Annotated in this window: 7 protein-coding genes and 2 tRNA genes; all 9 read right to left on the bottom strand. The window is 60.9% G+C overall.

The features are described 5' to 3' along the window. Nucleotides 1–9: 9 nt before the first annotated feature. Nucleotides 10–1,107: an ACR3 family arsenite efflux transporter gene (gene arsB / locus BLQ12_RS05845; protein ID WP_092209212.1), complete on the bottom strand. Its 1,098-nt coding sequence runs from the start codon at nt 1,105–1,107 to the stop codon at nt 10–12. Between the two features lie 81 nt (nt 1,108–1,188). Continuing rightward, nucleotides 1,189–1,689, bottom strand: a complete 501-nt coding sequence (locus BLQ12_RS05840) for a thioredoxin family protein (protein WP_092209210.1) — start codon at nt 1,687–1,689, stop codon at nt 1,189–1,191. Between the two features lie 73 nt (nt 1,690–1,762). Beyond that, nucleotides 1,763–2,884: a permease gene (locus BLQ12_RS05835; RefSeq protein ID WP_302846761.1), complete on the bottom strand. Its 1,122-nt coding sequence runs from the start codon at nt 2,882–2,884 to the stop codon at nt 1,763–1,765. A 302-nt stretch (nt 2,885–3,186) separates the two neighbouring features. Further along, a tRNA-Asn gene (locus tag BLQ12_RS05830) sits at nt 3,187–3,262 on the bottom strand. A gap of 73 nt (nt 3,263–3,335) precedes the next feature. Then, nucleotides 3,336–7,190, bottom strand: coding sequence for a response regulator (locus tag BLQ12_RS05825; RefSeq protein WP_092209208.1), 3,855 nt, complete (start codon nt 7,188–7,190; stop codon nt 3,336–3,338). Next, complete coding sequence (locus BLQ12_RS05820) at nt 7,187–8,041, bottom strand: CheR family methyltransferase (protein WP_092209206.1); 855 nt, start codon at nt 8,039–8,041, stop codon at nt 7,187–7,189. Before BLQ12_RS05820 ends, BLQ12_RS05825 begins: the two co-directional genes overlap by 4 nt. Before the next feature lie 10 nt (nt 8,042–8,051). Beyond that, on the bottom strand, nt 8,052–11,975 hold the full coding sequence (locus BLQ12_RS05815) for a response regulator (protein ID WP_175469531.1): 3,924 nt from the start codon (nt 11,973–11,975) through the stop codon (nt 8,052–8,054). A 392-nt stretch (nt 11,976–12,367) separates the two neighbouring features. Continuing rightward, nucleotides 12,368–12,443, bottom strand: a tRNA-Asn gene (locus BLQ12_RS05810). Nucleotides 12,444–12,575: 132 nt separating this feature from the next. Further along, nucleotides 12,576–14,363: an aspartate--tRNA ligase gene (gene aspS, locus BLQ12_RS05805; RefSeq protein ID WP_092209203.1), complete on the bottom strand. Its 1,788-nt coding sequence runs from the start codon at nt 14,361–14,363 to the stop codon at nt 12,576–12,578. Nucleotides 14,364–14,371: the final 8 nt, after the last annotated feature.

The following is a 14,371-nucleotide window of genomic DNA, read 5'->3' as shown; positions in this document are numbered from 1 at the left end:
CCGCATCCGCTATTCCAGGACTTTGTCGGGAAAGGGGGTCTCATCCTTCGGAGTCTCGTCGGACGTGGGATACCAGGCTCTTTTCAACCACAAAGCGGCATTCACCAGACCGATAAGGACGGGCACTTCCACCAGGGGGCCGATAACAGCGGCGAAGGCCTGTCCTGAATCGAGTCCGAAGACAGCAACGGCAACGGCGATGGCCAGCTCGAAGTTATTGGAGGCGGCCGTAAAGGATAAGGTGGTCGCCTGCCCGTACGTGGCTTTTGCTTTCACAGAGAGCCAGAACGATACGAAGAACATGATCACGAAATAGATGCACAGGGGAATAGCCACGCGTACCACGTCCATGGGGAGCTGGACGATATACTCACCCTTGAGGGAGAACATGACGAAGATTGTGAAGAGCAGCGCCACAAGGGTCAGGGGGCTGATCCTGGGGATGAACTCGTTCTCGTAGCGGTCCGCCCCGATGATTTTGAGGCCAATGAACCGGGAGAGCATTCCGGCGATGAAGGGGATGCCCAGGTAGATGAAGACGCTTTCGGCGATCTGGCCCATGGAGATGTTGACGGCCATGCCTTCATACCCCAGGACGCCTGGGAGGACAGTGATGAAGAGCCAGGCATATACCGGGAAGAAGAGCACCTGAAAAACCGAATTAAAGGCCACGAGACCCGCACAGTACTCGGTGTCTCCCCCGGCCAGGTCATTCCATACAATGACCATGGCGATGCAGCGGGCCAGCCCGATAAGGATGAGCCCCACCATGTACTCCTGGTGCCCGGACAAGAAGGCCATGGCGAGGAGAAACATGAGAATGGGGCCAATGACCCAGTTCTGGACAAGGGAGAGGGCAAGGACCCTGGTGTTTCTGAATACCAGGCCCAGCTTTTCGTATTTCACCTTGGCCAGGGGCGGGTACATCATGAGAATGAGGCCTACGGCAATGGGGATGTTGGTGGTTCCGACGGAAAATCGGGTGATGATGTTTTGAACCTCGGGGACAAGGTATCCCCCTCCGATCCCCACGGCCATGGCCAGGAAGATCCAAAAGGTGAGGTATCGGTCAAGAAAAGAGAGTCGTTTGATGGTGGACTCAGACATGGGACATACTCCATATGTTTCAAACAAGGGTTTTGAGAAGCTCGGGGACAACGCCCGAGTTTTGGTCCGGGAAGCCTTTCCTTATCTTCCGGCTACGGCCTCCGTAAGCCAGGCCGTCAGGGTGGCCTTGGACGGCACCTTGCCCACGGCTTTGACCTCCCGGTTGATGATGAGGGCAGGGGTTCCCATGACCCCGTAGGATGCAATTTCCTTCAGGTCCCGGACATGGTCGAGGTCGGCCTCGATACCGGTCTCGGTCATCACGGTGATGACCCATCGTTCCAGGCGTTCGCATCGGGGGCATCCCGGGCCCAGGACCTTGATCTCAACCAGCCCTGCGGGCAGGGCGTCGTCTTCCGGTGCGCCGATGTGCCGGAGGTAGGCCCGGTGAAAGGCTTTCTCATAGGTGGAGGCGGCAGACGGGGCGATGTAGTTTTTGGCGGAAAGTTCCTTAAGGAGGATTTTTCCCGCGGTCGTGTCGGGTTTGCCGTCAAATAGTTCCGCTGCCTCGGCAAGGGCCTCTTTGAGGCCCCGGATGCCGATGGTGTTTTTGCCGACGCGTAGTTTCGTGATGTGATCCATTCTGGTTACCCGTGTTCTGTTATTCATTTTGTGTAGGGTGACGTTCCTGGGGGCCGAAGGGACGGAGCCTGTGCTATGGGATGACGAGGTTGAAGAGGTACCCCACCAAGAGAATGCCGGTGCCCACCACCCCGATGAAGGTGGCGATCAATCGCGGTTTCAGAACCTTCCTGAGGATGATGATCTCGGGAAGGGAGAGGGCGATGACCGACATCATGAAGGCCAGAACGGTTCCCAGGGCCGCGCCTTTGCCGAGGAGGGCCTGGACAATGGGGATGATGCCGGCGGCGTTGGAGTACATGGGAATGCCGAGAAGAACCGACAGGGGCACGGACCACCAGGCCGACTTGCCCATGAACCCGGCCATGACCCCTTCGGGGACGTAGCCGTGGATGCCGGCCCCCACGGCGATGCCCAGGATGACATAGAGCCAGACTTTTCCAAGGATCTCTCCCACGGCCTCAACGCCGGAGCGGATCCGGTCTGCCCAGGTCATGTCGGCTTCGACAACCGGTCCAGACCCTGCCTGGATGTCATGGACCCAGGACTCCAGGTGGCCTTCCATGTTGAGTTTGCCGATGACCCACCCGGCGGTCATGGCGATGGCCAGGCCGGTGCCAAGGTAAAGGGCCGCCACCTTCCATCCGAAGAGGCCGTACAGGAGAACCAGGGCGATTTCGTTGATCATGGGAGCGGCAATGAGAAAGGAGAAGGTGGCCCCCAGGGGGACGCCGGTGGTGACGAAGCCCAGGAAAAGGGGGACGGCCGAGCAGGAGCAGAAAGGGGTGACGATGCCCAGTAGGGCGGCCAGGATGTTTCCGGTGAAGGCCCCTTTTCCTGCCAGCATGGCCCGGGTTTTTTCCGGGGTAAAAAACGATCGGACAATGCCCACGGCAAAGACCACCAGGGTGAGGAGCATAAGCACCTTGGGCACTTCGTAGATGAAGAAGGCAAGGGCGCTTCCCAGGTGGCTTTCCCCGTCAAAGCCCGTGAGGGCGGAGAGAAACGTCGTGGCGGCCTCGGCCAGGGGGGCCAGGTTGAGGTAAACCACAAACCAGAGGGCGATGCCCAGGGCGCTGGCCGTGATCATGGAACGTGTTTTTGATTTTTCTTCCCCGGGGGCGGAAGCGGTGTCACGGCCGGTTGCCTCTTTTTTGCATGGGCACGGCGTGCCTGTCAGGAGTTGGTGGGTCATGGCTGATCTCCTTCTTGTTTCTTGAAACTATATATCGCCATTTAGCGATTTATTTAGGTGGATGTTTGCCGGTGGGGAGAAAGGCACAGGCCAGTCACCCGTCATGTGGCTATGTTTTTGTATAAATCGTTATTTGTGAATATAGCTATTTGGTTGAGGCTGTCAAGGTGTTTGAATCTGTGTGAGGGCTTTTTTTGGCGTCGTCTTCTGGGGTTGACCCGATGACACAAACAAAAAAACCCCGAAGGCATTTGCCTTCGGGGTTTTCATATATCGGGTCTGTCCGAACGGACAGTTGTTTTTGGCTCCCCAGCACGGATTTGAACCGCGGACCCAGTGGTTAACAGCCACTTGCTCTGCCGACTGAGCTACTGGGGATCAGTCATAGGACTCGGACTATTTAGTGTGATTTACCGGTGGTGTCAATAGAAAAAATGCACTCTGCTCTTCTTTAGCTGTTCAGGACCTTTCGCACCTTGGCTGCAAGGGCCTCAGACGTAAAGGGTTTCTGGATGAAAAAGGTGCCGTGGTCCAGGACGCCGCGGCGGCTGATGGCGTTGTCCGTGTACCCGGAGACGTAGAGTACTTTCAAGTCGGGTGCGGCGGCCACCAGCCGGTCGGCCACCTCTTTGCCGCTCATGCCGGGCATGATGACATCGGTGACGAGGATGTGGATGGGCCCTTTGTGGGCATGGTAGCGCTTGATGGCCTCCTCCCCGCTTTCCGCCTCCAGGACGGTATACCCCTTGCCGGCCAGGATACGCCGCTCGGTTCGACGGACGCTTGCCTCGTCTTCCACCAGCAGGATGGTCTCGGTCCCCCGGGTGGGGACGGGGGGCTCCGGCGGAGGGACACGGCAGCTCACCGACTCTTCGTCCACCCGCGGCAGGTAGACCTTGAAGCATGTCCCTTTGCCCGGTTCGCTGTGGACCCAGATGTTTCCCCGGCTCTGCTTGACGATGCCGTAGACGGTGGAGAGCCCCAGGCCCGTGCCTTTGCCGTTTTCCTTTGTGGTGAAAAAGGGGTCGAAGATATGGGACCGGGTCTCTTCGTCCATGCCTTCTCCGGTGTCGCTCAAGGCAAGCATCACCAGGGGACCTGTCTTGCCGGCAAGACCCGTTGTGGCGTCGTCGCCAACGGTAACGTTGCGGGTCTCAATGGTGAGCCTGCCTCCGTTGGGCATGGCATCCCGGGCGTTGACGGCCAGGTTGGCGATGATCTGCTCGATTTTTCCCTCATCGGCCCGGGTGTTTCCAAGGGCGGGGTCGAGGCACTTCACAAGCTCGATGTCTTCCCCGATGACCCGGGAGAGCATTTTTTCCATGCGGGTGACCACCGTGTTCAGGTTCAGGCAGGTGAGCCTCATGGGCTGCCTGCGGCCGAAGGCCAGGAGTTGGCGGGTCAGGCGGGCGCATCGCTCCGCCGCCTCCTGAATTTCACGGATGTCTTCGTGCATGGGCTCGTGGGGGGAGAGGTCGCTGAGCAACAGGCCGCTCACGGCCAGGATGGGGGTCAGGGCGTTGTTGAAGTCGTGTGCCACCCCGCCGGCCAGGCGGCCGATGGCTTCCATTTTCATGGCCTGGTGGAGCTGCTCTTCGAGTTTTTTGTGCTTGGTGATGTCCTGGAAGGTGCCCGTCAGTTTCTCCACGGTGCCCGCAGGGCTGACGGCGCGGCCTGTGACGCGGACCTGGAGGGGCCTGCCCCCGGTGCTGGTGACGTGGAGTTCGAGGTCAAAGGGGGTGGCGTTTTCCCGGCAGGAGGCAAGGGCCTTTTCCAGGGTGGGCCTGGAGGCGTTGTCGTAAAAGGACAGGGCCTCGGACAGAGTAACGGGTTTTCCTTCGGGGAGCTCGTGGATGCGGTAGGTCTCCCGGGTCCAGCGCATGGTCCGGGTGGACAGGTCCAGTTCCCAGCCGCCGACCTTGGCCATGGCCCCCACCTCGTTGAGCAGGGTTTCACTCTCCCGCAGGGCCTCTTCCACGCGGTTTTTGGCAAGGGCGATGCCGATGCTGGTTCCCAGCCCTTCGAAAAAATGGATCATCTCCCGGTTGAAACAGCGGGGCCGCGAGTCCCCCAGGTGGAGAAGGCCCAGGATCTGCTGGTCCGCCTTGAGGGGAATAAGGGCCACCGATTGAAATCCCAGGGTGCTGCAGAGGTTTCGGGGGCAGGCTTCAGCCATGGCCGATGGGACGGATTGTCCCCAGGTTTCGGTGCTGTTGGTCCAGAAACTTCCCCCCCGGGTGAACCATGGGGCGGCGGGGTCTATGCGGCCGGAGAGAACCCGGCCGCACATGCCGTCCAGGAGGGCAACCCCCTTGTCGTCGCGCATGGGGTTTCCCCTGGCGTCCCGTCGGCACAGAAGGGTCTCGGCCTGCACGAAATTGGAGGGAAACCCTGTGGTGTGGCCATAGGGGCCTTCATCACCGTCCCTCAACCGGATGCCCATGGCCTCCAGGTTCGTGCCGTGCCGGATGATGGAGAGGATGTCGCCCAACAGCTCCGGTGAACGCTCCTTGCGGTTGAGGAGTTCCAGCACATCCCTGGCCAGCCGGTCCCGGCTCCTGGCCCGCCTGGCTTCGAGCATGGTGCCCACCCGTCGGGCCAGGTTGTCGATGAGTTCTCTCTCCTCTTTCAGGAAGGGGCCTTCGTCTCGCACTGGGCAGGCCTTGAGGAGGAAGACCTCCACCCGTCCCACCCGTTCTCCGGAGATGAGGATATCGGCGGCAAGGGTCCAGGGGGTTTCCCGGAAGCCCTTGCTGGTGAACCGTTGCCGGTGGCAGGTGATGCGGGCGCAGGTGAGTTCCGGGTAGAACCAGCCCGTGGGGATGAGGGATGCCACCTCCTGAAGCACCTCGGTGACCGGTGCGGTGGAGTCTGCCACGAGGCGGGAGACCTCATAGAGGCAGTGGAGCTCTTTGACCCGCTCGGTGAGGGCCCGGGTCTTCATCATCAGGGCCGTTTCCGACTCTTTGAGTTTGCCGATGTCGTGGCTCGAACCCACGATGCCGATGGGGGTGCCCCCGTCGGACCGTACCACGGCAAAGGTGGCCGACGCCCAGGTCGCGGAACCGTCTTTTCTGGTGAATTCAATCTCCATGGTGATGGCGAGTTTCCTGTGGGGGTCGGCGAGGTTCTGGGGGGTGATGGTGGTGTTGTACGCCTCCATGACCCGGCGGTAGGAGTCCGGGGTCATCTGTTTTGACAGGGGCAGGCCCTTGACCTCCTCCCCGGTGTACCCCCGGGTGTGCCTGGTGCTGATCCAGATGGGGGTCAGGTTCATGTCCATGAGCCAGATCACGTCCCGCATGTTGTCCAGGACCATACGGAGGCGGAGCTCTTTTTCGATGGTGTGGAGGGCAAAGGCGATGTCTCCGCCGGCTTCCTCCAGAAGGCTCAACTCCTCCAGGTCACTTGCCAGTTGGCGGGGCATGGCAAGGGTCATGAGGCCGTACACCCTGCCGGCGTGCTCCAGTCGGATGGTGATGGCCGCGTGGTTGTGGTTTTTTTTCGCCAGGGGGCAATCGGAGCAGTCGGCGTGGGGGAGCCGGGTGAGGATGGGGGCGGGTTGCGACAGGGCTTTTTCATAGCATCGGGCCAGCGATCCGCTCTTGAGTTGGTCCAGAAACGGTGAAAAAGCGTTTCCAAGGCCTGTTTCCGCGGCGGTTTCCAATTTCCCGGACGCATCCAAAAGGGTGATAAAGGCAAAATGAAACCCGCGGGTCTGGATGAATTTCTGGCAGGCGTTGCGGATGAGGCGGGCGGGTTTTTTTTCCCGTACGATGAGCTGGTTGACGTGGCGGATGCCCTGGAGCACCGAGTTCAGGTGGCTGAGCTGGAGGGTGCGGGCCTCCACCATCTCCTCCAGTTGCCTGCGGTGGGTGTCAAGTTCCAAAAGGATTCGCACTTTTCCGATGAGGATGGCCGGGGCAAAGGGTTTGACAATGTAATCGATGCAGCCGGCCTCATAGCCCTTGAAGGCCTGGTGCTCATCGGCGGTGGAGGCTGTGTTGAAGATGATGGGCAGCACCCGTGTGCGCTCCTCGCCCCTGAGTATTTCCGCCAGCTCGTATCCGTCCATGCCGGGCATCTTCACATCGAGGATGGCCACGGCAAAGTCGTTGTCGAGGGTGGCCACAAGGGCCTTGTTTCCGCTGGTGGCCTCGATGATCTCCACATCCAGGCAGGCCAGGGTTTTCCGCAGGGCATACAGGTTCTCCTGCCTGTCATCGACGATGAGGATTTTCTGCTTGTGCGCGGAGGCGCGGAGTCCTGAAAGGGTTGCGTCGTGGGTGTCCGTGATGTGTGTCATCGAGAGTCCCTTAAAACATTGCCCGTGAGTTTAGAGTGTTTGTAGATCTGAGTCTTATCGCTGACGGGGACGTAGGCCCCGTGTGCCTCGGTAAAGGTGAGGTTCTCCCGGGTGCCGAGGCAGAGGAACCCCCCGTGCACCAGGCTTTCGGAAAAAAGGTTCAGGGCCCTATTTTGAAGGGCCCGGTTGAAGTAGATGAGGACGTTGCGGCAGAAGACCAGGTGGACCTCACCGAAGGAGGTGTCCGTGGCCAGGTTGTGGTTGGCAAAGGTGATGTGGCGGGCAAGGTCCGGGGCCATGGTGGCGTGGCCGCGGTGGGTGCGGCAGTACTCGGTCAGGGGGCGTTTTCCCCCGGCCTGTCGGTGCCTGTGGTCGGCCTCCTTTATCCTGGCGGCGTCGTAGGTCCCTTCCCTGGCCCGCGCCAGGTTGGCTTCATTGAAGTCTGTGGCGTAGATGGTGGTCCTTTTGAGGATACCTGTCTCTTTGAGCACGATGGCCAGGGAGTAGACCTCTTCCCCGGTGGCGCAGCCCGCATGCCATACCTTGATGTGGGGCCAGGTTCGGAGCAGGGGAGCCACCTGTTCCCGGACGGCCCGGTAGACAAAGGGGTCTCGAAACATCTCGGTGACCGGGATGGAGACGTACTGCACCAGCCTTGAAAAGAGGCCTTCGTCTCGCAGGACCCGTTCGGTCATCTGGGAGACCGAGCAGAGGCCTGAGGATGAGAGGAACTGACGGACCCTGCGGCTGATGGACGCCGGGGCAAAGGAGCGGAAGTCGTATCCGTACCGTTGGTAGATGGCCTCAAGGAGCAGGGTGATCTCGATTCGTTCCACACCGTCAGGGGTCATCCGGTTCCTCCTATCTGTGGAGCCACACGCGCATCATGGAGATGAGGCGGTGCGGGTCCACCGGTTTGGGCATGTAGTCACTGGCACCGCAGGCAAGGCATTTTCTCCGGTCCTCTTTCATGGCCTTGGCCGTGAGGGCGATGATGGGCAGGTTTCTGAAGGCATCCCGGGCCCGGATCTCTTTGATGGTCTCGAATCCGTCCATGACCGGCATCATGACGTCCATGAGCACCAGGTGAATGTCCGGCTCCCCGTCAAGGACATGCAAGGCCCGTTCGCCGTTGTCCGCCTTGAGGGGGACCATGCCGCGTTCATGCAGGAGCCTGGAAAGGGCAAAGGTTGTTCGCATGTCGTCATCGACGATGAGCACCTTCTTGCCCTTCAGGAGGGCGTCGGTGTCGTGGAGGCTCGTGATGATCTGTTTCTGTTTTTCCGGCAGGCGGCTCACCACCTGGTGGAGGAAGAGGGAGACCTCGTCCAGGAGCCTCTCCTGGGAGCGGACGTCTTTTAAGATGATGGCGTCGGCGTGCTCCCGGATGCCCATCTCCTGCTCGGCGGTGAGGTCCCGGGCGGTGTAGATGATCACCGGTGAGAGGGGCACCCCCTCGCCGTGGAGGGTCCGAAGGAGATCCAGGCCGTCCATGTCCGGCAGGCCGAGGTCCAGGATGATGCAGTCAAACCGGTCGGATCGCAGGGCCGCCATGGCCTCGGTGGCCGATGTGGCTTCGGTGATGCGCACGTCCTCGCTTCCGATGAGGCCCACGACACTTTGGCGGGTCTCCCGGTTGTCGTCCACCACCAGCACATGTTTGGGCCGCTGGACCGCGATCTCTTCGAGGGTGGAAAAGGCGCTCTCCAGGACCTCTCGACTCATGGGTTTGGTGGCGTGGCCCACGGCCCCTAAACGGAAGGACTCCGTGGAGGCCTCTTCGGCGGAGATGATGTGCACCGGGATGTGCCGGGTGCGAAGGTCCTCTTTCAGGGCGGTGAGCACCGCCCACCCGTCCATGCCCGGCAGGGTGAGGTCCAGGAGCACCGCGCTGGGCAGGTGGGTGCTCAGCAGGTCGAGCCCCGCCTCCCCGGAAGGGGCGGCCAGGCACTTGAACCCCTTTTCCCGGCATGTGGTGCAGAGGTGGCGGGCAAAAACAGGGTCGTCTTCGATGATCAGGATGGTTTTGTCCTCCGGTGCCAGGGCGTCCCGGTCATCCCGGACCGGGGCCGTATCCATGGCTGGAGCGGTGGACGGGGTCTTCGTGGGGCTTGGGTGGTGAGCCGGGGTCGTCGGCGGGACAAAGGGAATATAGAGGGTGAAGGTGGAGCCCTTTCCCGGCTGGCTGGTCAGTTGGATTTCGCCCCCCAGCAGGGTGGCCAGCTCCCGGGAGATGGAGAGGCCGAGTCCCGTGCCCCCGTAACGGCGTGTGGTGGTGCCGTCGGCCTGCTGAAAGGCCTCGAAGATGATCCGCTGCCTGTCCCCTTCGATGCCGATGCCGGTGTCGGTAACGGACACGGCAAGGGTGGTCTCGGCAGAGAGCCCGCGGCGAAGGAGGCGCACATCGGGCGGGCAGGGCCCCACCGTGAGGGAGACCCCCCCGGACGCCGTGAACTTCACGGCATTGGCCACGAGGTTCTTGATGATCTGATCAAGGCGCTTCCGGTCCGTGACGATGCTTGCGGGAGCGTCCTTCTGGACGGTTGTTACGAGGTCCAGGCCCTTTTCCTCGGCCATGTGCCGGAATCCCGCCTGGATGGTCGCCGTGAACTCTTTGAGGGGCACGGTGACGGGGGCGAGCTCCATGCGACCTGCTTCGATTTTCGACAGGTCGAGGATCTCGTTGATGAGGTTCAGAAGATCCGTTCCGCTGGCGTGGATTACCGTTGCCGACTCCACCTGTTCGGGGGTCAGGGTGTTCTCTTTGTTTTCGGCAAGGGAGCGGGCCAGGAGCAGGAGGCTGTTCAGGGGTGTGCGGAGTTCATGGGACATGTTGGCCAGAAACTCCGATTTGTAGGTGCTGGCCTGGGCGAGCTCTTCGGCTTTTTCTTCGGTCTCCTGTTTCACGGCGAGCATCTCCCGGGTCTGGCCCTGGAGGAGCTCGTTTTTTCCTTCCAGCTCTTCGTTGATGGCCCGAAGTTCCTCCTGCTGTTCCTTGAGCTTTTCCTCGGAACGCATCAGGGTGGTCGCCTGCTCTTCAAGCTCTTCGTTGGACTGCCGCAGTTCCTCCTGCTGGGCCCTTAGCTCCTCCGAGAGTTTTTTCGATTCCTCCAGGGAGAGGGCCAGCCGCGTCCGGCCCTGGGTGTTTTCCACGGCCAGGGCAATGCTCCCGGACACCAGGTCCAGGAATTGTGACTGGGAATCCGAAAAGGCGGTGAGTGTTCCCAGCTCCAGCACCGCCTTGACCTCGTTGTTGTGGACCACGGGCTTGATGCAGACAGTGGTGGGGGCGGTGGCGCCGAGGCCCGATTCGATGGTGATGTAATCCGCCGGAACGCAGGTGAGGATGATCTCCTCTTTTTCCAGGGCGGCCTGGCCGATGAGTCCTTCGCCCGGGCGGTACGAGGAGGCCAGGTGCTTTCGCCGTTTGTGGGCGTAGCTGGCCACCAGTTGAAGGGTGCCTGACTCGTCGGCCAGGTAGATGAGGCCGGTGACCGCGCCCAGGTATTTGCAGAGATAGGTGATGATCTGGCGGCAGAGGGCCTCGGGTTCGAGTTCCCCCTGCATGAGGTGGGAGAGCTGGGCCTGACCGGTTTTCAATGTGTTTTGGTCCTCTAAGGCCTGTTCCGCTTTTTTCCGGTCGGTGATGTCCCAGAAGCTCTCGATGATGCCCCCGAAAGAGCCGTCCGGTTTCTCTAAACGAAGGGCATTGAGGATGTAACAGGCTTCGGTGCCGTCGGGGCGCTTTTTGATCACCTCGTTGTGGATGTGGGTGGCCGCTCCGGCTTTCATCTGGATGAGGGGGCACGCGTCGGTGTGGCACAAAGGCCCGCCGAATGATTCGTAGCATTTCACCGGGCCGGGTCCCCCTGCGGAGGCGTCGGTGAGGGCCATGAGGGTGTCGTTGGTACGCAACTGGTTGAAGTCGGAGTCCACGAGACGCTTGCCGTCGACCCCCACATGGAAGAGGGTGTCCAGTTCGGCGTGGGTGCGCAGCATCTCATGTTCGGTTTTTCGGTAGGCGCCAAGGGCCAGGGAAAAGGCGATGAGGTATCCCGCAAACCGCAGGAGGTGCCAGAACCACCAGCCCGCATTCCAGGCGGAGGTGACGTAGAACAGCATGCCGGAGATGCCGAACAGCAGGGCAAGCAGGAGGAAGAGGAGCTCCTCGCGTTGCCTGGTGCGGCTGTAGTCAAGCGCGAAGTTGAGGGCAGCCAGGAGGGTGAGAAGGCCCCCTGCAAGGCTCATGATGTCCACAAGGGGGATGATCCCTTCGGCCCTTTCCGGGGAGGGCAGGCTCTGGGGCCAGGTGGTTGCCATGGCGCTGATGGCCACCGCGGCCATCAGGGTGGCGTTTGCCGCCACCAGGGCGGTGCTTCGGGAGATGTCCCGGGCGGGAAACCAGACCAGGGAGAAGAAGAGGCCCCCGGTGAAGACGGAGAGGCTGCGGAACCAGGCGAAGGCAAGGCTCTCCGGCACACAGCTGTGGAAGAGATCGAACACGGCCATGGCGATAAGGGCCAGGGAGATCCACAGCCTTCGCGTGGTGGTGGCGCTCCTCTGGCTGAAGAGGATCAGGGCCACCAGGACCAGGCCTAGGGTGGCCCCGGCCACTTCCAGGGTGGAGTGAAGGGGCAGGGAGACAAGGCGCCAGTCCGGGTAGCGGATGCCGATGAGCAGAGTGCCGAACAGGGGGATCGCGCCACCGAGGCCCAGGGCCGTGGCCAGTCCCGGGGCGTGGGGCTGGTGTTGTGTGATGGGCAGTTCCCGTGTGGAACGGGCCATGGGATACCTCCTGGAGGCGACGATGGGCACCCGCCGGACCGGGGTGTGGGTGGGATGGTGCAACGGGACCCGGCGCAGCATACGGGCTGGTGCTGGTTTTGAAAACCCACGCGACATGGCAGGTGTCGGGCCATGCAAGGGTGTTTTGGCGGTGTGGTGTTCGGGTGAGTCTCTGCAGAGGGGGGGGGCGTGAAAGGCGTTTCACCCTTTATACCATATCGGGTCCCTTCAAGAAATAATCATTGCGGGGTATCCGGATGTTTTTTCAAGGTGTTATCTTTTTGGGGAGGCTGCGGGGCATTGCTGCGCCCGGGCGGGCACACAAAAAAACCCCGAAGGCATGGCCTTCGAGGCTTTTTATATCGGCTCTGTCCGAAAGGACAGTTTCTTTTTGGCTCCCCAGCACGGATTTGAACCGCGGACCCAGTGGTTAACAGCCACTTGCTCTGCCGACTGAGCTACTGGGGATCAGTCAAAAGACTCGGACTATTTAGCCCGATTCCCGGGCGGTGTCAATTAAAAAAGGGCGCTCGGACCCTGTTTTTTTTGACCCTGCCGACGGCTGCAAGCCGGCGGCAGGGGTATCTGCCCAGATTTGTACTACGATTCGATCTTCTTGATCCGAAGGGCCAACTCGTTCAGCTGGGCCGTGCCCGCCTCGGACGGAGCGTCGGTGAGCATGCAGGAGGCCTTCTGGGTCTTGGGAAAAGCGATGACGTCCCGGATGGAAGGCATGCCGCACAGAATCATCACCAGTCGGTCCAGGCCGAAGGCGATGCCGCCGTGGGGAGGCGCACCGGATTCCAGGGCGTCGAGGAGGAACCCGAATTTCTCTTCGTACTCTTCCTTGTCCATGCCAAGGGCCGAGAACATGCGCTCCTGGATGGCCCGGTCGTGGATACGGATGCTGCCTCCGCCGATCTCGGAACCGTTGAGAACAAGGTCGTAGGCCCTGGAGCGCAGCTTCAAGGGGTCGGTCTCGATGTGCTGGTAGTCTTCCTCCAGGGGCGCGGTGAAGGGGTGGTGCAGGGACTGGTAGCGCTTTTCGGTCTCGTCGTATTCGAAGAGGGGGAAGTGGGTGACCCACACAAAGCGGAACTCGTCCTTGTTGATGAGGCCCAGTTTTTCGGCCAGGTGGTTTCGCAGGTTGCCGAGGGACTCGTTGACCACCTTGGGCTGGTCGGCCACAAAGAAGATCAGGTCGCCGGGCTCCATACCAATGCGTTCGGCAAGGGCTTTCTTCTCGTCGTCGGTGAAAAATTTTGCGATGGGGGACTGCCACTCGTTTTCCTTTACCTTGATCCAGGCCAGGCCCTTGGCTCGGTAGATGGAGACGAATTTGGTCAGGTCGTCGATCTCTTTTCGGGAGAAGTCGATGCAGCCTTTGGCATTCAACGCTTTGACCATGCCGCCTTTTTTGACCACGTCGGCAAAGACCTTGAAGCCGGAGGTCTCGACGATGGAGGAGACATCCTTGAGCTCCATGTCGAAGCGGAGGTCGGGCTTGTCCAGGCCGTAGCGGTCCATGGCATCTGCATAGAGCAGGTGCTCAAAGGGGGCCTTGACGTCCACGCCGAGGACATCTTTGAAGACCTTTGAGACCATGCCTTCGGCAATGGCCATGATCTCCTCTTCCCCCACAAAGCTCAGCTCCATATCGATCTGGGTGAACTCGGGCTGGCGGTCGGCGCGCAGGTCCTCGTCACGGAAGCACTTGACGATCTGGTAGTAGCGGTCAAAGCCGCTCATCATCAGGAGCTGCTTGAAGAGCTGGGGCGACTGGGGCAGGGCGTAGAAGAGGCCCTGGTTGACGCGGCTGGGCACCAGGTAATCCCTGGCGCCTTCCGGGGTGCTCTTGGTGAGAAAGGGGGTCTCGATGTCCAGGAACCCCTTGCTGTTGAGGTAGCCTCGAACCGCCTGGGTCGCCTGGTGTCTGGCGATGATGTTTTTCTGGTACCTGGGGCGCCTCAAGTCGATGTGACGGTTTTTAAGGCGGATGTTTTCTCCCACCTCGATGTCGTCTTCAACGGCAAAGGGCGGAGTGACGGCGCGGTTCAGAATACGCAGCTCGTCCACGTTCACCTCAATGGCGCCGGTGACCATCTTGTCGTTGATCATGTCGTCGGGACGCGCGGCCACGGTGCCCCGGATGCCGAGGACGAATTCGCTCCTGACGGCGTGGGCTTTTTCATGGACCTCGGTGTTCACCTCGGGGCTGAAGACCACCTGGGCGATGCCGGTTCGGTCTCTCAAGTCCACGAAAATGACGCCGCCATGGTCCCTTCGGGTCTGTACCCAGCCCATAAGGACCACTTCCTGTCCCACTTGGGCGGTGGTTAAGTCGCAGCAGTTGTGGGTTCGTCTCATATCACCAAGTAGATCTGTCAATGCCCTGA

The organism is Desulfoluna spongiiphila (assembly GCF_900101345.1).
In the GTDB taxonomy this organism is placed as follows: domain Bacteria; phylum Desulfobacterota; class Desulfobacteria; order Desulfobacterales; family Desulfolunaceae; genus Desulfoluna; species Desulfoluna spongiiphila.
This window is presented reverse-complemented; position numbering and strand designations above follow the sequence as displayed.